This is a genomic window from Methylomonas rosea (assembly GCF_024505055.1).
GTDB lineage: Bacteria > Pseudomonadota > Gammaproteobacteria > Methylococcales > Methylomonadaceae > Methylomonas > Methylomonas rosea.
Genome location: NZ_JANIBL010000013.1, coordinates 24804 through 42689, shown reverse-complemented (window position 1 = coordinate 42689; position 17886 = coordinate 24804). Strand labels below are relative to the sequence as shown.

The window sequence follows — 17886 nt, the reverse complement described above, 5'->3', positions numbered from 1 at the left end:
AAGAAAAGCTTAAATATCTTTGATAATCAGAGTCTGGTTATCCAGACTGATCTGTACGGGCTTGTGCGCGGGATACTTGCTCAAGTCGTCGCTGAGCTGGTAAATGCCGGCTATCGAAATCAGTTCGGCTTGCAAATCCGAACAAAAAATACGGCTGTTGACGTTACCCAGCACACCGGCTAACGCCCGTCCACGCAAGGATCCGTATATATGAATATTACCTTCCGCCATGATTTCCGCGCCGGCACTAACGGTTGCAGTGACGATCAAATCGCCTTTTGCATAAACCCGCTGGCCCGAGCGGATAGGCTGGGTCACTAATTTATTTTCTATTGATTGACTAGCTTGCTTTTGCTCTTCCGGCGCGGGTGTCGGCAAAGTTTTTGCCGGCACCTTGTTGACCAGGGGCACATTGCTGCCGTGCAGGGAATGCTGAGGCAAATTCATAGCCAAGGCGTCGCCGTTCTGTTTTTCGTTACCGCCGCGCAACCCTATCGGCATGAAGCCGTGCTGACGGACGATAGCGACTATTTCGGTGAAATCAATTGGCAGGTTTTGAGCGTTAAGTTTTTGCAGATCGATCAGCAATGGCGAGTTTTTAAAAAACTCGGGGGCTTGAATCACTTTTTCCTTGAGCTGCTGATCGATCAAAGACATGTCATTACTGGCTAACAGCAACACCGGCACGGTCAGAGACGTGCTTTTAAACTCCAAAGCTGTTTTTTGCGAAGTAGGTGCGCCGGTTGACATCGAGTTTGGAAAATCCGCTACTGAATGTCCGAAATACTATCATTTTCCGTGACAAAAAGCACAGTTCCTTACAGTAAAAACAAGGTTGCCAAGCCCAAAAATGCCATGAATCCAACTACATCGGTAACGGTGGTCAGCAACACGCCGCCAGCCAGAGCGGGATCCACACCGATCTTGTCCAACAACACTGGAATCGCCACACCCGATAAGGCGGCACAGACCAAATTGATCAACATCGCCACGCCGAGCAGCATGCCGATATGCGGATTATGGAACCACAGCCCGGCCACTACCGCCACCACAACAGCCCAGACCAAGCCGTTTAACAGGCCTACGGAGACCTCTTTAAACAAAAGACTCACGGCATTACTAGTGGTGACTTGCCGCAAGGCTAAACCCCTGACAACCAGTGTTAAAGTCTGACTACCAGCGATACCGCCCATACTAGCAACAATCGGCATTAATACCGCCAATGCGACGATCTGCTGAATGGTGGCCTCAAACAAATCGATGACCGAAGCGGCCAGGAACGCGGTAAGCAAATTCACACCCAACCAGAGCGCGCGTCGTTTGGCACTACTAAAGACCGGCGCAAACATATCCTGCTCTTCGCTCAAGCCGGCCATGCTCATTAGCGAGTGATTGGCCTCCTCACGAATCAAACCCACGACATCGTCGATAGTGATGCGCCCCAATACCTTGCCGTCATCCGCCAATACTGGCGCGGACAGCAATTTCCGCCGCTCGAACAAACCCGCTACGTCGCGACTAGACATACCGTACGGAATAGCTGAGCTACGGGTGTCCATAATCGACTCAACCTTGGTGTGCGGATCGTGCGTCAACAATTGATTAATCGGCAACAAGCCCTGAAACTGCTCTTTGCGATCCACCACGATTAGGCTGTCTGTAGCGGCAGGCATATTCCCGCGCAACCGCAAATAACGCGTCACCACGTCCAGCGTCACATCGGCACGAATGGTTAATACGTCGTCAGACATCAAGCCGCCGGCGGTATGCTCGTCGTAGCTAAGCGCCTTTTCGATACGATTGCGATTATGTACGCCGATCGATTCCATCACTTGCGACAGCAAGGGTTCGGGCAATACATGCAGCAGATCGACCATGCCGTCAGCACCCATCGATTCGGTAGCGGCTATCAAATCCTTTCTATCGGTGATTTTCAGTAAGCTGCTGCCCACTTCGACATTTATCTCGACCAGAATTTCGCCGATCACGCTGGGCGGCATCACCGCCCACAGTTTAGCTCGCAGCTCCGGCTCCAAAGACTCGAGAATATGCGCCGCTTCCGCCGGGTATAAGGAACGCACTAAGTTCCTAATCTCGATCAGAGAGTCTTTTGCCAACACTTCGATGGCGCGATCTAAAAGATGCTCGGTATTTTCAAGCTTTGCTGCTGATGTCATGGGTAAAAACCAAGAAATTGGGCTGGGTAATTGCGTTAACGCAATTCCCGATGCCTGACGATAACGTTAGGAGTAATAGTTTGAAAGTGCTTACTTAATGCCTCAACTAGGTAAACCGAGCGATGTTGACCACCGGTACAACCGATCGCTATGGTTAAATAACTGCGATTATCCGACTCGAAGCGCGGCGCCCAGCGACCGATGAAATAACCTATGTCATGCAGAAACTCTTTCACGATCACTTCGTTCTGCAAAAAATCGATGACCTCGGCGTGCTTACCGGTCAATCCTCTCAGCTCCGGCGCCCAATAGGGATTGGGCAAACTGCGGGCATCGAACACAAAGTCGGCATCCAACGGAATACCGTATTTAAAACCGAAGGACTGAAACAAAATCGACAAAGAACTTTTGCCCTTTTCGCCCAAACGGTTTTTCAGCAAATCCCGTAACTGATGATAGTGGGTGAAACTGGTATCGATGACTATGTCGGCACGGGTCGCCACGGGCCGCAGCATTTCCCGTTCGATTTCCAGAGCCTCGCGTAGCGGTCGGCTTTCTGTGGTCAGCGGATGGCGGCGGCGCGTTTCACTGTAACGCTTCAGAATAATGTTCTCGTCCGCCTCCATGTAAACCAGTTCGCAATCGATGCCTTTGTTGCGAATAGAGCTCAGACTATCCGGAAAATCCGCCAACTTCTGATTACGGTTTCTGGCATCGATACCGATGGCTGTTTTACTGTAGGTGGCCGGATCTTTCAGCATCACATGATCGACAAAATCCTCGAGTAAGGTCACGGGAAGATTGTCGATACAGTAATAGCCGCAATCTTCCAGGGTATCCAAAGCGATACTCTTGCCCGATCCCGATAAGCCGCTAACGATGACTAGTTTCATATCCAAATCGATACAGAGCAAATAAGCCTATTCACTCTGTATCGCTCAAGCTCAAATTAACGATGGTTCTGATTTTTTTCTTTATGTTTGACGATTTGTCTGTCGAGTTTGTCGACCATGCTGTCGATAGCCGCGTACATATCTTCTTGCACATCTTCGGCATACAGTTTGGCGCCGCTGATTTGCACGGCTGCTTCGGCTTTTTGCTCAAGCTTCTCAACGGTCAAAATAACGTGAACATCAACGACATTGTCGAAATGACGTTTGATTTTGCTGATTTTTTCATCAACGTAGGCTTTTAATGCTTCGGTGACTTCTACGTGATGACCTGTGATACTGACTTGCATGGAATACTCCTGTTTTTAAAAATTATTCTTCCAGATTGATCAAATGTGCCTTTTCCGCTGGCTGGTTGAAGGAATGGACATCGCTTCCCGATATTTGGCAATGGTGCGGCGCGCGACATTAATGCCCTTCTCATTCAATAAGTCCGATATTTTACTATCGCTCAATGGCTTGGCCGGATTTTCACTGCCGACCAACTCTTTTATCAGCGCCCGAATCGCGGTCGCCGAACACTCTCCCCCACCATCGGTACTGACATGGCTGGAGAAAAAATATTTAAATTCGATCACACCGTGCGGGGTGTGCATGTATTTTTGCGTGGTGACCCGAGAGATAGTCGATTCGTGTAACTCCAGCTCCTCGGCAATATCGCGCAATACCATCGGCTTCATCGCAATCGCGCCGTGCTCGAAAAAATCGCCTTGTTTTTCGACGATACTTCTCGCCACCCGCAACAAGGTGTCGTTGCGGCTATGCAGGCTTTTGATAAACCAGCGCGCTTCCTGAAGATGATTTTTCATGCTGACGTTGTCATGGCTATTGTCGGCACGTTTGATCATCCCGGAATAAAATGGATTGACACGCAATTTGGGCGCGATCTCCGGGTTCAGACTAACCAGCCACTGGCCGCTGACTTTGGCGACAAACACGTCAGGCACCACATATTCGACATCCGAATCCTGCAAGCGTGCGCCCGGCTTGGGGTCCAGGGTTCTAATCAGCGCCAATACGCCCTTCAGCACATCCTCGGTCAGGCCAATCCGCTTCATCAGGCGGGCCTGATCGCAACTGGCCAATAAATCCAAATGTCTATGCACGAACTCCAAAGCTTCTGACCGATAAGGCGTCGTAACCGGCAATTGCTGGAGCTGTAAGCCCAGACAATCGGCCAAATCCAGCGCGGCCACGCCGACGGGGTCAAAGTTTTGCACCATATGCAGCACGGCCAGGACTTCATCCATTTCCAAGCCTTCCAGTTGATCCTGCAAGCCCTGGAAAATATCAGTCAATTCGCTGGTCACATACCCGTCGTCATTGACCGCGTCGATGATGGACGTAGCAATCGCATAATCGCGATCCGAGATCGGAATCAACTCCAACTGCCAGACCAGATGATCCCTTAAAGACTCGGACTTACCGCGAAAGGCCTCAAACTCGGGACTATCGCCATCATCTCCGCCGCTGGGCAACGAACTTTCGTAAACGTCGTCCCAACTGACATCGACAGGCAACTCATCCGGCATATCCGTTTGCGAGCCCTCGCTGGTCTGCTGATCGGTGTTTTCCAGCTTTTTGTCCCTGAACTCGAGATTCGGCAACTCCTCTTCATCGATTTCCAACATCATGTTGGATTCCAAGGCTTGCTGGATTTCCTGTTGTAAATCCAAAGTCGACATCTGCAACAGTTTGATGGCCTGCTGCAATTGCGGCGTCATGGTCAGACTCTGACCGATACGGAGTTGTAGAGATTGCTTCATGACTATTCGAATTTCATAAACTAAATTTCTCGCCCAGATACACTCTACGCACCTCTTCGTTATCCACCAACTGGCGCGACTGGCCTTCGGCGATAACCTTCCCATTGTTCAAAATATAAGCGCGGTCGCAAATCTCCAATGTTTCCCTCACTTTGTGTTCGGTAATCAAAATACCGATACCCCGGTGCTTCAAGTGCGCAATGATTTTTTGCAACTCCAGCACCGAAATCGGATCGACACCAGCAAACGGTTCGTCGAGCAGGATAAACTGCGGCTCACTCGCTAACGCCCTGGCAATTTCCACCCGGCGCCGTTCGCCGCCTGACAGCCCCAGAGCCACCTGATTGCGCAAGTGGTTGATATTAAACTCTGTCAGCAACTCATCAATCAACAACTCGATTTGCCCATCGGTCAAATCGGCCCGAATCTGCAATACCGCGCGTAAATTGTCGGCCACGCTCAATTTACGAAATACCGAAGCCTCTTGCGCCAGATAACCGATCCCCAAGCGCGCGCGCCGATGCATCGGATGATGCGTGATGCGTTGCTCGTCGAGAAAAATCTCGCCGCTATCGGCTTTGACCAAACCCACCATCATGTAAAAGCTGGTGGTTTTCCCGGCGCCGTTCGGGCCCAGCAAACCTACTACTTCCCCGGTATCGACCCTCAGACTGACCCCATCGACCACATTTCGGTTGTTGTAGCGTTTAAACAGCTGTTCCGCAACCAATCGCGCCATTATTGCGCCTGCTTGGGCTTAGGTTTAATAACCGAGTGCACGCGCTTGCCGTCGGATTGCGCTTCACCAGCCTTCAGCAAGGAGTTCTTGGTATCGTACTCGATATACTCACTGGATTGTTTGGCATCACCCTGCCAAACCGAGGCATTTTTCATAAATTTCAGCAAATTCTGGTCGGGGTAAAATTCGTTGATCAATCCTTCCCCGTGCATTTCTTCCTTGCCAACCGCCGGCAACTGTTTGAATCGTGACGGTTTACCGGTGGCAATCAATTTGATAATCGCGCCATCCTTCAAGTAAACCACCAACTTGTCGCCATCGATTCTGATCGTCCCCTGAGTAGCAACCACATTGCCGGTATAGGTGCTGATCTGCGCCTTTTCGTCGTAAACCGCATTATCCGAATCGATGTAGATGGGTTGTTCGGAATCCGACTCCAGACCAAACGCCATCCGCGCCGAGAATAACAGGCCTAGACCGACCATTTTACTTAATTTCATAGCGACCTTTCACTTTGGACAACAATTTCAGGTGAATCGGACTAACAAAAGTCGCTTCCATTCCTACTCCCGCCGTTTTGTTGGGCGGGCTGACGATTTCCGCCCACGCCTGTGTCTCCGCATAATGGCTGGCGAGTTTCACCCGCAAATCCGATGTATTGATGGTCAGCGCCGAATTGGTCTTCGACGCTTCCCGGTTGATATAAGCACTACCGTTAAGTTGTAAATTATCGCCGTCCGCCGCCATCACTCCGCTGTCGGCCCTGATCAGCCAAGGCATCTGGTTGGGGTTATACAAAGTCATCACCGGTTTTTCCAGATGCGTACTGCCGTCGGCTTTAAAGTGCTGCATTTTTTCCGCCGCCAATTCGCTTTTCGGCACGCCGTCGATATTCATTTCTTTTTTGAAATAACCCAGGCTAAAAAAATCCGGACTATTTTCGACAATTTTCATTTCGGCGTCACGCTGTTCATTGAGCTGTACCAGCCACCATGACAACAATGCGGCCAAGCCGACATAAATAAAAATCTGTAGATTTTTCAGTACGGTCATAAATAGGTTTGCAGCACGCCGTCAAAGCTACCTTGGACTTGCATGATTAAATCGCATACTTCCCGAACCGCACCTAAACCGCCGGCCGCCTGTGTTTGCCAATGCGCATAGTTTTTAAGGGCGAAATTGGCATCTTGCACCGCCACCGCAAAACCCACCTGGCGCATGACAGGCAAATCCAGAATGTCGTCGCCGATATACGCCACTTGCTCGGGCGTCAACGCCAAGCGTTGCAAAATTTCCGCGAATGCCGCGCGCTTGTTTTCGTGCCCTTGATAGACCAGTTCGACTCCTAGGCCCTGCATGCGCAGCGTGACTGAATTTGATTTGCGACCGGAAATCACCGCCACTTCCACACCGGTCTGCCGCAGCAATTTAATGCCGTGCCCGTCGCGCGCATGAAAACATTTGTATTCTTTGCCGTTATCGTCGAAGAACAAGCGGCCGTCGGTCAGCACGCCGTCCACGTCCAAAATCAACAGCCTTAGTTGCTTAACAATACTCAGTAATTGAGGGTTTAAATCGAACATCACTCGTCACTCTCAGACTATGCCGGCCCGCAGCAAATCGTGCATATTCAACGCGCCTAACAACTTTTGTTGGCTGTCGACGACCAGCAGGGCATTGATTTTTTTGCTTTCCATGATTTGCATGGCTTCCGCCGCCAACATATTCACATCGATTACTTTACAAGGACCGGTCATGACTTGAGCGATTCGCGTGGCATGCACATCCAGATTTTTTTCCAGCATCCGCCGCAAATCACCATCGGTAAATATCCCGGAAACCCTTCCCTCGCCATCGACCACTGCGGTCATGCCCAGCTTCTTGCCTGTCATTTCCAGTAAAGCATCACTCACCAAAACGGTATCAGTAACCACCGGCACCTCACTACCGCGATGCATGATGTCGTTGACCTGCAACAATAAACGCTTACCCAAACTGCCGCCAGGGTGCGACAACGCAAAATCATCGCGGGTAAAGCCCTTGGTTTCCAGTAGCGAAACCGCCAATGCGTCGCCCATTACCAGTGCCGCCGTGGTGCTGGCGGTCGGCGCCAGCCCCAAAGGACAAGCCTCTTGCTCTACCGCGACGTTGATGTGTACGCTGGCAAACCGGGCCAAAGCGGAATCGGGATTACCGGTCAGCGCAATCAGCGGCACACCGAGTCGCTTAATAATAGGCAATATCGTCAGGATTTCTTCGGTTTCGCCGGAATTGGACAATGCCAGCACCACGTCCTGCCGGGTAATCATGCCAAGATCGCCGTGACTGGCTTCTCCCGGATGTACAAAGAAAGCCGGGGTGCCGGTACTGGCAAGCGTGGCGGCAATTTTACCGGCAATATGCCCGGATTTGCCCATACCGGTGACCACCACCCGGCCTTTACAGGCCAGTAGTAAACGGCAGGCGCTAACAAATTGCTCATCGATGCGTGCAGCCAAGCCGGCAACCGCCTGCATTTCGGTCTGAATCACCGCCAACGCCAACGCCTGTATGTCTTGATCACAACCCACGCAAATTAACTCCACGCACCGAAACAAAAAGGAACCATTATTGCATGTTATTAACCGACTTTTCACCCCAAGTCATTGACTTATTCTCGACGAGTCATAGAAAATAGCCTGTTCCCAATCCAAAAACTCCTGTGATTCCGGTAGATGGCCAATAGCGCAAGTCCTGAAGACAATATCGTTTCTATTAGTAACTTGAGCTTTTCCAGAGGCCCCAGAAAAATTTTCGACGCCGTCAGCCTGGAGATTCAACGCGGCAAAGTCACGGCCATCATGGGCCCCAGCGGCACCGGCAAGACCACTCTTTTGAAATTGATCGGCGGCCAACTAGCGCCTGACCGCGGCCAAATTCATGTGGACGGACAAAATGTTCACCGCCTGAAAACTCGCGAACTCTACGAATTGCGTAAACGCATGGGCATGCTATTCCAAAGCGGCGCCCTGCTGACTGACATGAGTGTGTACGATAACGTAGCGTTTCCCATGCGCGAACACACCCATTTGCCGGAATCGATGATCCGCACTTTAGTATTGATGAAGCTGCACGCGGTGGGCCTGCGCGGTGCGCGGCATTTGATGCCCAACGAGTTGTCCGGCGGCATGGCTCGCCGAGTTGCGCTGGCCCGCGCCATCGCCCTCGACCCACTGATGATCATGTACGACGAACCGTTTACCGGCCAGGATCCGATTTCCAAGGGCGCGCTAGTACACTTGATCAAGTCGCTGAACACCACGTTAGGCCTGACCAGCATCATCGTCTCGCACGATGTGCAGGAAACCGCCGCGATCGCCGATTACATCTATGTGTTGTCTGGAGGCAAAATCATCGGCCAGGGCACCCCACAAGAGTTACAGCAATCCGATTCGGAATGGGTGCAACAGTTTATGCACGGCGATGCCGACGGCCCTGTACACTTTCACTATTCGGCGCCTGATTACCTCGACGATCTGCTGGCGAGCAAATAACCAACTTGTATTCAACAATGTTTCAATTTCTGCAAAATCTGGGAAAAACCACACGCAGCAGCTTTGCCAAGCTCGGCCGTGCCTCGTTTTTTCTGAGCCACACGTTGACCGGCATCAGTGATGTGGTGCCGCGCCCCAACTTGCTGATCAAGCAAGTGTATTCGGTCGGCGTTTTGTCATTTCTGATTATCACCATCTCCGGCCTGTTCGTCGGCATGGTTTTAGGTTTACAAGGCTTTAATATTCTGTCGGACTTCGGCGCCGAAGAATCGCTGGGCGTGATGGTCGCCGCCTCGTTGGTGCGCGAACTGGGACCCGTGGTATCGGCTCTATTGTTTGCCGGCCGGGCCGGCTCGGCCTTGACCGCCGAAATCGGCTTGATGAAGGCCACCGAACAATTATCCGGCATGGAAATGATGGCGGTCGATCCGATCAAGCGCATTATTTCCCCGCGCTTTCTGGCCGGTTTTTTATCGATGCCATTACTTGCCGCCTTGTTTAGCGCCATCGGCATCATGGGCGGCCATCTGGTCGGCGTGGGCATGCTCGGCGTCGACGACGGCGCGTTTTGGGCGCAAATGCAGGCCAGTATCGACTTTCAAGAAGACATCATCAACGGTGTGATCAAAAGCGTGGTGTTCGGCTTCGTAGTGTCCTGGATTGCCTTGTTCGAAGGTTACGACGCGATTCCTACTTCAGAAGGCGTCAGCCGCGCCACCACTCGCACCGTGGTCAATTCAGCCTTCTCGGTTCTGGCACTCGATTTCATTTTAACCGCACTCATGTTTGGAGACATTTAACATGCAGCATTCCAAGACCCAGGATACTCTGGTCGGTTTTTTTGTCGCCAGCGGTATTGCCGCCTTGTTTTACATGGCGCTGCAAGTCAGTAATCTCGGCAGCTACACCGGCGACGACAGCTACACCGTGATCGCCCACTTTCAAAATAGCGGCGGCCTGAAAGTCAAATCCCCAGTGTCCGTTGCCGGCGTGCGCATCGGCCGCGTTTCGGCAATTCGGCTGGACAAGGAAAGCCACGAATCCATCGTGGAAATGCGCATCGAATCGCAATACAACAATCTACCCAGCGATTCCGGCGTCAGCATTTATACCGCCGGCCTGCTGGGCGAACAATACGTCAGCCTGGACCCCGGCTCGTCGGATGAATATTTGAAGGATAAAAGCACCATCGATATCACCAGCTCCGCCATCGTACTGGAAGAAATGATAGGCAAATTCATGCTGAACAAAGCGGAAGGCAAATAATGTCCAAGCTGACATTAACCGAACAGTCTCCCGGCCACTTTACCGTGGAAGGCAGCCTGACTTTTGCCAGCATCGACAAACAAACCTTGCAATCCTTTAAGTTCTTGAAAGGTATGGATAGCATGTGCATCGATCTCGCCAAAGTACAGACTACCGATAGCGCCGGTCTGGCCTTGATGATCGAATGGATCAGACTCAGCCGCATGGGCCGGGTTAAGCTGTCCTTCAAGAACATCCCGGCTCAGCTGCTAGCATTGGCCAAACTCAGCGGCCTGGACGAAACCGAATATTTTGCAATCCACACGCATTAAGCTGCGTTCCAATTTACAAACCAATAAAAATCCATGGATAAATTACTGATTACCGGCGGTCAACCGCTGCACGGCGAACTGAGAATCTCCGGCGCCAAAAACGCCGCTCTGCCTATTCTGGCCGCCACCCTGTTGTCCGATGTGCCGGTCAGCGTCGGCAACATTCCGCATTTGCACGACATTACCACCACCATGGAATTGTTGGGACAAATGGGCGTGCGCCTGACCGTCGATGAAAAAATGAACATAGAAGTCGACACCAGCACTATCGACAAGTACGAGGCACCTTACGAGCTGGTGAAAACCATGCGCGCCTCGATTCTGGTATTGGGACCGTTACTGGCCCGCTTCGGCGAAGCCTATGTCTCGCTGCCCGGCGGTTGCGCCATCGGCACCCGGCCGGTGGACATTCACATCGACTCACTGCTTAAAATGGGTGCCGACATTACCGTCGAAGCCGGCTATATCCACGCCAAGGTTAAGCGCTTGCAAGGCTGCCATCTGGTGCTGGATAAAGTCACCGTAACCGGTACCGAAAACATCCTGATGGCTGCGACACTGGCGGAAGGCATCACCATTATCGAAAACGCCGCGAAAGAACCGGAAGTTACCGACCTGGCGCATTTTCTGAACAAAATGGGCGCGAAAATTACCGGCGTCGGCACCGACATTCTGACCGTGGAAGGCGTAGAAAGACTGGGCGTCGAAGGCTTGCATTACGACATCCTGCCAGACCGTATTGAGACCGGCACCTATCTGGTGGCCGGCGCGATCAGCCGCGGCCATGTCAAATTGAAAAACACCGATCCGAGCACTTTGGACGCGGTACTGGTTAAATTAAAAGAAGCCGGGGCCGACATCACCTGCGGCGAGAACTGGATCGAGCTGAATATGCACGGCAAACGTCCCAAAGCCGTTACCGTGCGCACTGCCCCGTATCCGGCGTTCCCGACCGACATGCAGGCGCAGTTCACCGCCTTGAATTCCGTCGCAGAGGGCGTGGGCCTGATCACCGAAACCGTATTTGAAAACCGCTTCATGCACGTGCAGGAACTGCAACGCATGGGTGCGCAGATCAAACTAGAGTCCAATACCGCGATCTGCACCGGCAGTAGCCAGTTAAAAGCCGCGCCAGTCATGGCTACCGACTTGCGGGCGTCAGCCAGCCTGGTCTTGGCCGGATTGGTTGCGGAAGGCGAAACCCTGGTGGACCGGATTTACCATATCGACCGTGGCTACGATCACATCGAAGAAAAACTGTCGCAACTGGGCGCCACAATTCGCCGCGTTCCTAACTAACCTCATCGCAAAACCATGTTGACCATTGCCGTATCCAAAGGCCGTATTTACGAAGAAGCTCTGCCGTTTCTGGAACAGGCCGGCATCACGCCGATCGACGATCCGGACAAAAGCCGCAAACTGATTCTGCAAACCACCCGCCCCGACGTGCAGTTGGTGATCATCCGCGCCACCGACGTTCCCACCTTTGTGGAATACGGCGCGGCGGATATGGGTATCGCCGGCAAGGACGTATTAATGGAACACGGCGCGGAAAGCCTCTACGAACCGCTGGATTTAGGCATCGCCGGTTGCCGCTTGATGACCGCCGGCCCGGTCAACGCCCCGGAAGTGAAAGGCCGTTTGCGCGTTGCGACCAAATACGTCAAAACCGCGCAGCGCTACTACGCCAACTTAGGGATACAAGCGGAAATCATCAAGCTTTACGGCTCGATGGAATTGGCGCCACTGGTCGGCTTGGCCGATTGCATCGTCGATTTGGTCGATACCGGCAACACCCTGAAAGCCAACGGCCTGGAGCCGCGGGAACTAATCGCCAACATCACCTCTCGACTGGTGGTCAATAAAGCGGCGATGAAAATGAAACATCAAGCCATTCAAGCACTCATCGATCAGTTCGAAACCACGTTGGCCCAGAGGGCGTAACCATGACTGCGATCAAGATGCTGCGCCTAGACAGTGCAGCCGTCGATTTTGACAAACAACTACAAGCCCGTTTAGCCTGGGATGCCAGCGACGATCTGGAAATACACAAACGGGTATTGGACATCATCGCCGACGTTAAAAAACGCGGCGACAAAGCCTTGCTGGAGTATACCAACCGCTTCGACGGCACCGCCTTTAAAACCGCCGCCGAACTGGAACTGGACCGAGCTGCGTTACAACACGCTTGGGACACTCTGCCCAGCACCCAGGCCATTGCGCTGCAAACTGCCGCTGACCGAGTCCGCGCTTACGCCGAGCATCAAAAACTGCAATCCTGGCAATTCACCGAGATAGACGGCACGGTGTTGGGGCAAAAAGTCACGGCACTGGATAAAGCCGGCCTGTATGTGCCGGGCGGCAAGGCCGCCTATCCTTCATCGGTGTTGATGAACGCGATTCCGGCCAAAGTCGCCGGCGTCGGCGAACTGATCATGGTCGTCCCGACCCCGCGCGGCGAAACCAATGCACTAGTATTGGCAGCCGCCTATGTGGCCGGCGTGGATAGAGTATTCACCATCGGCGGCGCGCAAGCCGTGGCGGCCTTAGCTTACGGCACGGAATCGATCCCGGCAGTGGATAAAATCGTCGGCCCTGGCAATATCTATGTCGCCACCGCCAAAAAGCTGGTGTTCGGCCATGTTGGTATCGACATGATCGCCGGCCCATCGGAGATTTTGATCATCTGCGACGGCCAGACCAACCCGGACTGGATTGCCATGGACATGTTCTCGCAAGCCGAACACGACGAAAATGCCCAAGCCATTTTGATCAGTGACGACGCCGGTTTTCTGCAACAAGTCGAAGCTAGCATCAACAAATTACTACCGGAAATGGAACGCGCCGACATTATCCGCGCCTCACTGTCAGGTCGCGGCGCGTTTATCAAAGTCGGGAACTTATCCGAAGCCGCGCAAGTTGCCAACCGTATAGCCCCGGAACATCTGGAATTGTCCGTAGCGGAACCGGAAGCCTTGTGTGAACAAATTCATAACGCCGGCGCGATCTTCATGGGCCGCTTCACTGCCGAAGCGCTGGGCGATTATTGCGCCGGCCCGAACCACGTCCTACCCACCTCCAGCACTGCCCGGTATTCGTCGCCCTTAGGGGTTTACGATTTCCAAAAGCGCAGCAGCTTGATCAATTGTTCGGCGGTTGGCGCGCAGAATTTGGGCAAGATTGCTTCGGTGCTGGCGCGTGGGGAGAGTTTGACTGCGCATGCGCGGTCAGCGGAATTTAGGATTTAATCAACAGGCGGGTGCGGGCCGGATAAGCGAAAGTATTTCCGGTCTGTAATTGTGCGGGCGAGCGATCCTTCAACCATTCTTTCAAGGCGGCATTCATCCTAGTCTGCCAACCCTTGCCGGTGGCACAAAAAGCCTCCAGCACTTCGGCGTCCAATCTAATCCCGGTAAACACTTTCCGTGAATCCTTACGTGGCTGCCCTTGACCTTAAGCATTTCAGGCTCTTGGCTCCGCACCGAATAGCTCAGCAAACACCTCGCTGGCGGTGCGCGCCCGTTTAAAATCGGTTTCAGTCAGTTCGCGAACTTCGCTGTCTGCCTCAGTCAACGGTAATGGATTTACCATATTTGCGGGCTCCTCTTAAATTTTCTTTTCGGAAACTAATTACCCGAATTCCACCGCTAATCGGTGTGAAGTACAGGATATGCAACCGATCATTCAGGTAACCCGCCACAACAAAATGTCTCTCTGGCGAATCTTTACGAACATCTTCTGTCGCAGTCGCGCTAGACCAATCTAAATCAACTACTAACTCGAAGCTCAAACCAGATTCGAAAATATCTTGGATGTTTTTTGCGGAGTCTAACCAAGCTTCGTTGTAACGAAATGTCGCGCTAAAAACGATATATCGTGGCCCACAGGCCTTGTTCGTGGTGATGTTTCTTGACCTTAAATTACTAATAGTTTTTTATATTCAAACAGATAGCCTCTTATAGCCTTGATTAACGAAAATTGGCATTCGATTTGCCAAATTAGATTTAACAGGTTGTTGAAAAATGCGATTTTTGATAATCCCGGCCCAACAAATAGTGACTTTATTTTCTCCATAAGCACTGCTTGTTATGTAGAAAAATTCAAATACCGAGAAAATCAACAGCCTGCTGAGACGAATAATTTTTATTTTTTAGAGGATATTTTATGAACAGATTTAACAGTTTTTTAAGCGTTATATTGGGTTTTGTCATGGTCTCATCAGCCAACGGTGGTGCCATTGAGGATCCCAATGGCAGCGCCGGCCGGCCTGTGCACTACGAATTTAGCGCCGGCGGTATCACCACCTATTTCACTGACTGTAAAGGATTGGGTTCGCAGAACGAAGTGGTTGAACGTCCATTGACTGGCCCGCGCGGTGAATACGCTATCATTAAGATACCCGGACGTCAGTCGGTTAAAAATCTAACCTGCAGCAAAAGCCTGGGGAAATCGCTTGAATTTTGGAATTGGCGGCAACAGGTTGGAAAAGGAGGCCGGGAGCGAGTAGATGCTACGTTGATTGCCTATGATCAAACGATGAGCCCCATCGCGGAATGGAGCTTTACCCACGTGTGGCCGGTGTCGATTGATTACAACGAAACAAGCCCCGGAAAAGAAACCATGGTGTTCGCCGCCGATCAAATCCAGCGGATGCGGTGATCGAATCCGTGAATGCGGTCACAATCATTACCCTTTCAAGCGTCATGGAAACGTGGCAACCGCGAAGAAAACCAACTGGTTGGGGTGTACGTTCTGAGTTTTTTCAATACCGCAAGGCGCTATCTTTAGGCGCCAATAGGAGATAGGGACAAACAACATGCGTCCGATTACGCTGCGCTAGTCGGACCTACCAAATCCGTTTTAATAGCGGGACGGATTTTGTCCCGTATGCCGCGCCGAGCACCGTAGCTTTTGAACGGATTAGCCCGTTAGGGGCGAGGCATGGATGCATCGCGTTACCGAAGGGCAGGAAGCCCCTTTCGGCGACCCCGTTCAAAAGCGAGGAGCGCAGGGAATAAGCGGCATTCGGGTGGCGTTTCTTTTGGTGACTTTTCTTTGGCCAAACAAAGAAAAGTACCTCGGCTGTCGGGCCGAGACACGACTCCAAAACAAACCGTCGCGCCAGCGACACAACAACATAACGAGTCAGCGCGTTACGCTCGACGAATACGCGACCCAAGCCCCGCAACCCCAAAGCCAAATAACCAAAAAGCCCCCGGCAACGGCACCGTTTGCAAAACCACATTATCCAGACCGGCGGTCTCAATAATGCCGTTCGTGTATTCGCCATGAATATAGAGCCCGCTCAAATCTGACAATACATTATGAAAATCACTTTGACTGGCGAACACCCCGTCGGTGGTGCCCAACCGCCATTCCGAAGAGGGTGCCAAGCTCAGGCTGATATGGGTCCAGCCACTGTTTGGCACGATGTTCGGGTCGCGCTTCCAGAGCAAGCGTTGGCCGTTGCCGACCAACATGACGTCCGTAGTTTGCCAATTGACATCGCCATCGCGGTAAGTCAAATCGTAGGAAAGTCCGGTAGCTCCAACCTGCGAACCTAAGAAAGCAGCGGGGGCGGAGAAGGTGAAATCACCGCTGTCCGGATCTTGGGCGGCGAGATAATTACCGGGATTACCGCCGCCCGATATGTAACTGGGCTGGTATTGGCCGATGATCGAATAATTATTCTGGCTGAAATCGGCAAAACTGACGATTTGCCAGTTCTCGCTGTTTACATCGAACGAACTGGACACACTGGCGTGAACTGACTGCGAAATCAGCAGTGCAATAGCAACAGGTAATATCTGGTTGTTGTTCATGATCGGTACTCCCAAGGTAAAAGCCCGGCGTTGAAATCGGGAAACGTGGTTGCTTAAGGCGATAAGGTTCAAGGCATTGGAGGCAATAAGTTGCTATCTTTATCAGGCCTTATGTTCAGCCTTATGTCATTCTGCGCATCAGGCTGTTACTTATGACGTCCTAAGGATTAATGACTATGCAAATTTTAGACGATTTGCAATTTCACGAGGTGTGGGGCGCCACTATGCCGTAGCGAATTCCTCGGTTTTTAAACGGACATACGATATACAGGCCGGCTTTCTTTTTTAGGCCAAGCGCAAATTCCTTCTAGCAAATATCAACAGTGGACAGCCAGACTCGCCGGGCAAAAAACTAACGAGGTTGTTCGTGGAAACAGTCACTTGAACCTCGACGCATAAACTGCCTAAAACATATTCTTCACGGCAGCAGCAAAAACCTATGTGCCTTCAGCCGCCTTCCGCACCAATCCACTCAATCGCTGAATCAGCTCCCCTCTGGCACTGGTTTTGCGCCAAACCATACCTATGGTCCGGCTCGGCGCTGGCTCCGCGAAAGGTAAATAACAGATCCCCGGTTCCTCGCGAACTGCGATTCGCGGCATAAAGGTGATGCCGGTGCCGGCGTGAACCATTTGCCGCAAGGTTTCCAGGCTAGTGGCGCGAAGGTCTTGTTCTTCGTCGGCACCGACTGTTTGGCAGATTTGCAGCGCATGACCGCGTAGGCAATGGCCTTCATCAAGCAGCAATAAATGTTCGCCGTTTAGATCGTCTTGCTCGACTTGCGGCTTGGCCGCCAACGGATGACCGTCAGCCACCGCCAGCAAAAACTCATCGTCGAACAAGGCCTGGCTTTCCAGAAAATCCTCGTAAATCGGCAGAGCCAGCAAGGCGCAATCCATTTGCCCGCTGCGGAGTTGCTGTAACAGTTGTTCGGTTTTTTCCTCCACCAAAATCAGCCGGATGCGCGGTAAATCCCTCTTGATTAAGGGTACCAGTGGCGGAAACAAATAGGTAGCCAGGGTGGGAAAGGCACCGAAACGCAGGTTGCCGGCCAGCGGGTCCTGGGCGGTAGCGGCCAGTTCCTTGATATTGTCCTGTTCCTTCAAGATACGCCTTGCCGACGCCACGACCTGCTCTCCCAGCTCGGTAGGCAGCACTTTTTTATTGGTGCGCTCGAAAATCTGGATACCCAATTCGTCTTCCAACTTTTTTATCTGGGTACTCAAGGTCGGCTGGCTGATGCAGCAACGGTCGGCCGCCTGCACAAAGCTGCGCAGGTCGGCAACGGCGATTAAATAATGTAAATCCCGCAGATTCATAGC

At 52.1% G+C, this 17886-nt stretch carries 22 protein-coding genes and 1 pseudogene; 8 read left to right on the top strand and 15 right to left on the bottom strand.

Features of this window, described 5'->3' with window-relative positions; translation table 11 throughout:
- Positions 1 to 9 precede the first annotated feature (9 nt).
- From minC to NP589_RS06000, 10 genes are all read right to left on the bottom strand, one after another.
- Positions 10 to 750, bottom strand: a complete 741-nt coding sequence (minC, locus tag NP589_RS06045; protein WP_256606169.1) for a septum site-determining protein MinC — start codon at positions 748 to 750, stop codon at positions 10 to 12.
- Positions 751 to 818: 68 nt separating this feature from the next.
- Positions 819 to 2177: a magnesium transporter gene (mgtE, locus tag NP589_RS06040; protein WP_064009486.1), complete on the bottom strand. Its 1359-nt coding sequence runs from the start codon at positions 2175 to 2177 to the stop codon at positions 819 to 821.
- Between the two features lie 35 nt (positions 2178 to 2212).
- On the bottom strand, positions 2213 to 3070 hold the full coding sequence (gene rapZ / locus NP589_RS06035; RefSeq protein ID WP_256606168.1) for an RNase adapter RapZ: 858 nt from the start codon (positions 3068 to 3070) through the stop codon (positions 2213 to 2215).
- Between the two features lie 56 nt (positions 3071 to 3126).
- A complete protein-coding gene (gene hpf, locus NP589_RS06030) occupies positions 3127 to 3417 on the bottom strand; it encodes a ribosome hibernation-promoting factor, HPF/YfiA family (protein WP_036272894.1) in 291 nt (96 codons plus the stop codon).
- Positions 3418 to 3456: 39 nt separating this feature from the next.
- A complete protein-coding gene (locus NP589_RS06025) occupies positions 3457 to 4893 on the bottom strand; it encodes an RNA polymerase factor sigma-54 (RefSeq protein WP_256606167.1) in 1437 nt (478 codons plus the stop codon).
- 13 nt (positions 4894 to 4906) lie between these two features.
- Complete coding sequence (gene lptB, locus NP589_RS06020; RefSeq protein ID WP_026603153.1) at positions 4907 to 5632, bottom strand: LPS export ABC transporter ATP-binding protein; 726 nt, start codon at positions 5630 to 5632, stop codon at positions 4907 to 4909.
- The gene (lptA, locus tag NP589_RS06015) at positions 5632 to 6132 is read right to left on the bottom strand and encodes a lipopolysaccharide transport periplasmic protein LptA (RefSeq protein WP_064035440.1); all 501 of its coding nucleotides are present in this window, start codon (positions 6130 to 6132) and stop codon (positions 5632 to 5634) included. The genes lptB and lptA overlap by 1 nt, the downstream gene beginning before the upstream one ends.
- Complete coding sequence (lptC, locus tag NP589_RS06010) at positions 6119 to 6685, bottom strand: LPS export ABC transporter periplasmic protein LptC (RefSeq protein WP_064009491.1); 567 nt, start codon at positions 6683 to 6685, stop codon at positions 6119 to 6121. Before lptC ends, lptA begins: the two co-directional genes overlap by 14 nt.
- Positions 6682 to 7215 (bottom strand): 3-deoxy-manno-octulosonate-8-phosphatase KdsC, encoded by a 534-nt coding sequence (gene kdsC / locus NP589_RS06005; RefSeq protein WP_256606166.1) that lies wholly within the window; start codon positions 7213 to 7215, stop codon positions 6682 to 6684. The genes lptC and kdsC overlap by 4 nt, the downstream gene beginning before the upstream one ends.
- 12 nt (positions 7216 to 7227) lie before the next feature.
- Positions 7228 to 8202 (bottom strand): KpsF/GutQ family sugar-phosphate isomerase, encoded by a 975-nt coding sequence (locus NP589_RS06000; RefSeq protein WP_371929648.1) that lies wholly within the window; start codon positions 8200 to 8202, stop codon positions 7228 to 7230.
- A 144-nt stretch (positions 8203 to 8346) separates the two neighbouring features.
- Between NP589_RS06000 and NP589_RS05995 the strand changes: the two genes are divergently transcribed.
- From NP589_RS05995 to hisD, 7 genes are read left to right on the top strand one after another with little or no spacing between them, the layout of a single operon-like run.
- Positions 8347 to 9165 carry an ABC transporter ATP-binding protein gene (locus NP589_RS05995; protein WP_064009493.1) on the top strand — a complete coding sequence of 273 codons (819 nt, stop codon included), beginning with the start codon at positions 8347 to 8349 and terminating at the stop codon, positions 9163 to 9165.
- 17 nt (positions 9166 to 9182) lie between these two features.
- Entirely contained in the window at positions 9183 to 9965 is a 783-nt protein-coding gene (mlaE, locus tag NP589_RS05990) for a lipid asymmetry maintenance ABC transporter permease subunit MlaE (protein WP_256606165.1), read from the top strand.
- Position 9966: 1 nt separating this feature from the next.
- Positions 9967 to 10431 (top strand): outer membrane lipid asymmetry maintenance protein MlaD, encoded by a 465-nt coding sequence (gene mlaD, locus NP589_RS05985; protein WP_256606164.1) that lies wholly within the window; start codon positions 9967 to 9969, stop codon positions 10429 to 10431.
- A complete protein-coding gene (locus NP589_RS05980) occupies positions 10431 to 10742 on the top strand; it encodes an STAS domain-containing protein (protein ID WP_020483561.1) in 312 nt (103 codons plus the stop codon). Before mlaD ends, NP589_RS05980 begins: the two co-directional genes overlap by 1 nt.
- 33 nt (positions 10743 to 10775) lie before the next feature.
- Positions 10776 to 12041, top strand: coding sequence for a UDP-N-acetylglucosamine 1-carboxyvinyltransferase (gene murA / locus NP589_RS05975; protein ID WP_064009496.1), 1266 nt, complete (start codon positions 10776 to 10778; stop codon positions 12039 to 12041).
- Positions 12042 to 12056: 15 nt separating this feature from the next.
- Positions 12057 to 12686 (top strand): ATP phosphoribosyltransferase, encoded by a 630-nt coding sequence (gene hisG / locus NP589_RS05970; RefSeq protein WP_256606163.1) that lies wholly within the window; start codon positions 12057 to 12059, stop codon positions 12684 to 12686.
- A gap of 2 nt (positions 12687 to 12688) precedes the next feature.
- Positions 12689 to 13990: a histidinol dehydrogenase gene (gene hisD / locus NP589_RS05965; RefSeq protein WP_256606162.1), complete on the top strand. Its 1302-nt coding sequence runs from the start codon at positions 12689 to 12691 to the stop codon at positions 13988 to 13990.
- Here the strand turns inward: hisD and NP589_RS21730 are convergent.
- The 3 genes and pseudogenes from NP589_RS21730 to NP589_RS05955 all read right to left on the bottom strand — a co-directional run.
- A pseudogene (locus NP589_RS21730) lies at positions 13980 to 14177 on the bottom strand (BrnA antitoxin family protein); the annotation flags it as partial. The gene hisD and the pseudogene NP589_RS21730 sit on opposite strands and share 11 nt — an antisense overlap.
- Positions 14178 to 14204: 27 nt before the next feature.
- On the bottom strand, positions 14205 to 14333 hold the full coding sequence (locus tag NP589_RS21725) for a hypothetical protein (RefSeq protein WP_371929647.1): 129 nt from the start codon (positions 14331 to 14333) through the stop codon (positions 14205 to 14207).
- Entirely contained in the window at positions 14308 to 14613 is a 306-nt protein-coding gene (locus NP589_RS05955; protein ID WP_256606199.1) for a BrnT family toxin, read from the bottom strand. Before NP589_RS05955 ends, NP589_RS21725 begins: the two co-directional genes overlap by 26 nt.
- Positions 14614 to 14906: 293 nt before the next feature.
- Between NP589_RS05955 and NP589_RS05950 the strand changes: the two genes are divergently transcribed.
- Positions 14907 to 15401 carry a phage tail protein gene (locus tag NP589_RS05950; protein WP_256606161.1) on the top strand — a complete coding sequence of 165 codons (495 nt, stop codon included), beginning with the start codon at positions 14907 to 14909 and terminating at the stop codon, positions 15399 to 15401.
- A 494-nt stretch (positions 15402 to 15895) separates the two neighbouring features.
- Here NP589_RS05950 and NP589_RS05945 read toward each other — a convergent pair whose 3' ends face one another.
- Positions 15896 to 16564, bottom strand: coding sequence for a laminin B domain-containing protein (locus NP589_RS05945; protein ID WP_256606160.1), 669 nt, complete (start codon positions 16562 to 16564; stop codon positions 15896 to 15898).
- Positions 16565 to 17001: 437 nt separating this feature from the next.
- A complete protein-coding gene (locus tag NP589_RS05940) occupies positions 17002 to 17883 on the bottom strand; it encodes a LysR substrate-binding domain-containing protein (protein ID WP_256606159.1) in 882 nt (293 codons plus the stop codon).
- Positions 17884 to 17886 lie beyond the last annotated feature (3 nt).

Coding starts and splice junctions, on each gene's coding strand:
- NP589_RS21725 (WP_371929647.1), bottom strand. CDS start 14,333: ATGGTAAATCCATTACCGTTGACTGAGGCAGACAGCGAAGTTCGCGAA.
- minC (WP_256606169.1), bottom strand. CDS start 750: ATGTCAACCGGCGCACCTACTTCGCAAAAAACAGCTTTGGAGTTTAAA.
- mlaE (WP_256606165.1), top strand. CDS start 9,183: ATGTTTCAATTTCTGCAAAATCTGGGAAAAACCACACGCAGCAGCTTT.
- lptC (WP_064009491.1), bottom strand. CDS start 6,685: ATGACCGTACTGAAAAATCTACAGATTTTTATTTATGTCGGCTTGGCC.
- NP589_RS05980 (WP_020483561.1), top strand. CDS start 10,431: ATGTCCAAGCTGACATTAACCGAACAGTCTCCCGGCCACTTTACCGTG.
- hpf (WP_036272894.1), bottom strand. CDS start 3,417: ATGCAAGTCAGTATCACAGGTCATCACGTAGAAGTCACCGAAGCATTA.
- hisG (WP_256606163.1), top strand. CDS start 12,057: ATGTTGACCATTGCCGTATCCAAAGGCCGTATTTACGAAGAAGCTCTG.
- hisD (WP_256606162.1), top strand. CDS start 12,689: ATGACTGCGATCAAGATGCTGCGCCTAGACAGTGCAGCCGTCGATTTT.
- NP589_RS06025 (WP_256606167.1), bottom strand. CDS start 4,893: ATGAAGCAATCTCTACAACTCCGTATCGGTCAGAGTCTGACCATGACG.
- mlaD (WP_256606164.1), top strand. CDS start 9,967: ATGCAGCATTCCAAGACCCAGGATACTCTGGTCGGTTTTTTTGTCGCC.
- murA (WP_064009496.1), top strand. CDS start 10,776: ATGGATAAATTACTGATTACCGGCGGTCAACCGCTGCACGGCGAACTG.
- rapZ (WP_256606168.1), bottom strand. CDS start 3,070: ATGAAACTAGTCATCGTTAGCGGCTTATCGGGATCGGGCAAGAGTATC.
- NP589_RS05995 (WP_064009493.1), top strand. CDS start 8,347: ATGGCCAATAGCGCAAGTCCTGAAGACAATATCGTTTCTATTAGTAAC.
- lptA (WP_064035440.1), bottom strand. CDS start 6,132: ATGAAATTAAGTAAAATGGTCGGTCTAGGCCTGTTATTCTCGGCGCGG.
- NP589_RS05950 (WP_256606161.1), top strand. CDS start 14,907: ATGAACAGATTTAACAGTTTTTTAAGCGTTATATTGGGTTTTGTCATG.
- lptB (WP_026603153.1), bottom strand. CDS start 5,632: ATGGCGCGATTGGTTGCGGAACAGCTGTTTAAACGCTACAACAACCGA.
- NP589_RS05940 (WP_256606159.1), bottom strand. CDS start 17,883: ATGAATCTGCGGGATTTACATTATTTAATCGCCGTTGCCGACCTGCGC.
- mgtE (WP_064009486.1), bottom strand. CDS start 2,177: ATGACATCAGCAGCAAAGCTTGAAAATACCGAGCATCTTTTAGATCGC.
- NP589_RS05945 (WP_256606160.1), bottom strand. CDS start 16,564: ATGAACAACAACCAGATATTACCTGTTGCTATTGCACTGCTGATTTCG.
- kdsC (WP_256606166.1), bottom strand. CDS start 7,215: ATGTTCGATTTAAACCCTCAATTACTGAGTATTGTTAAGCAACTAAGG.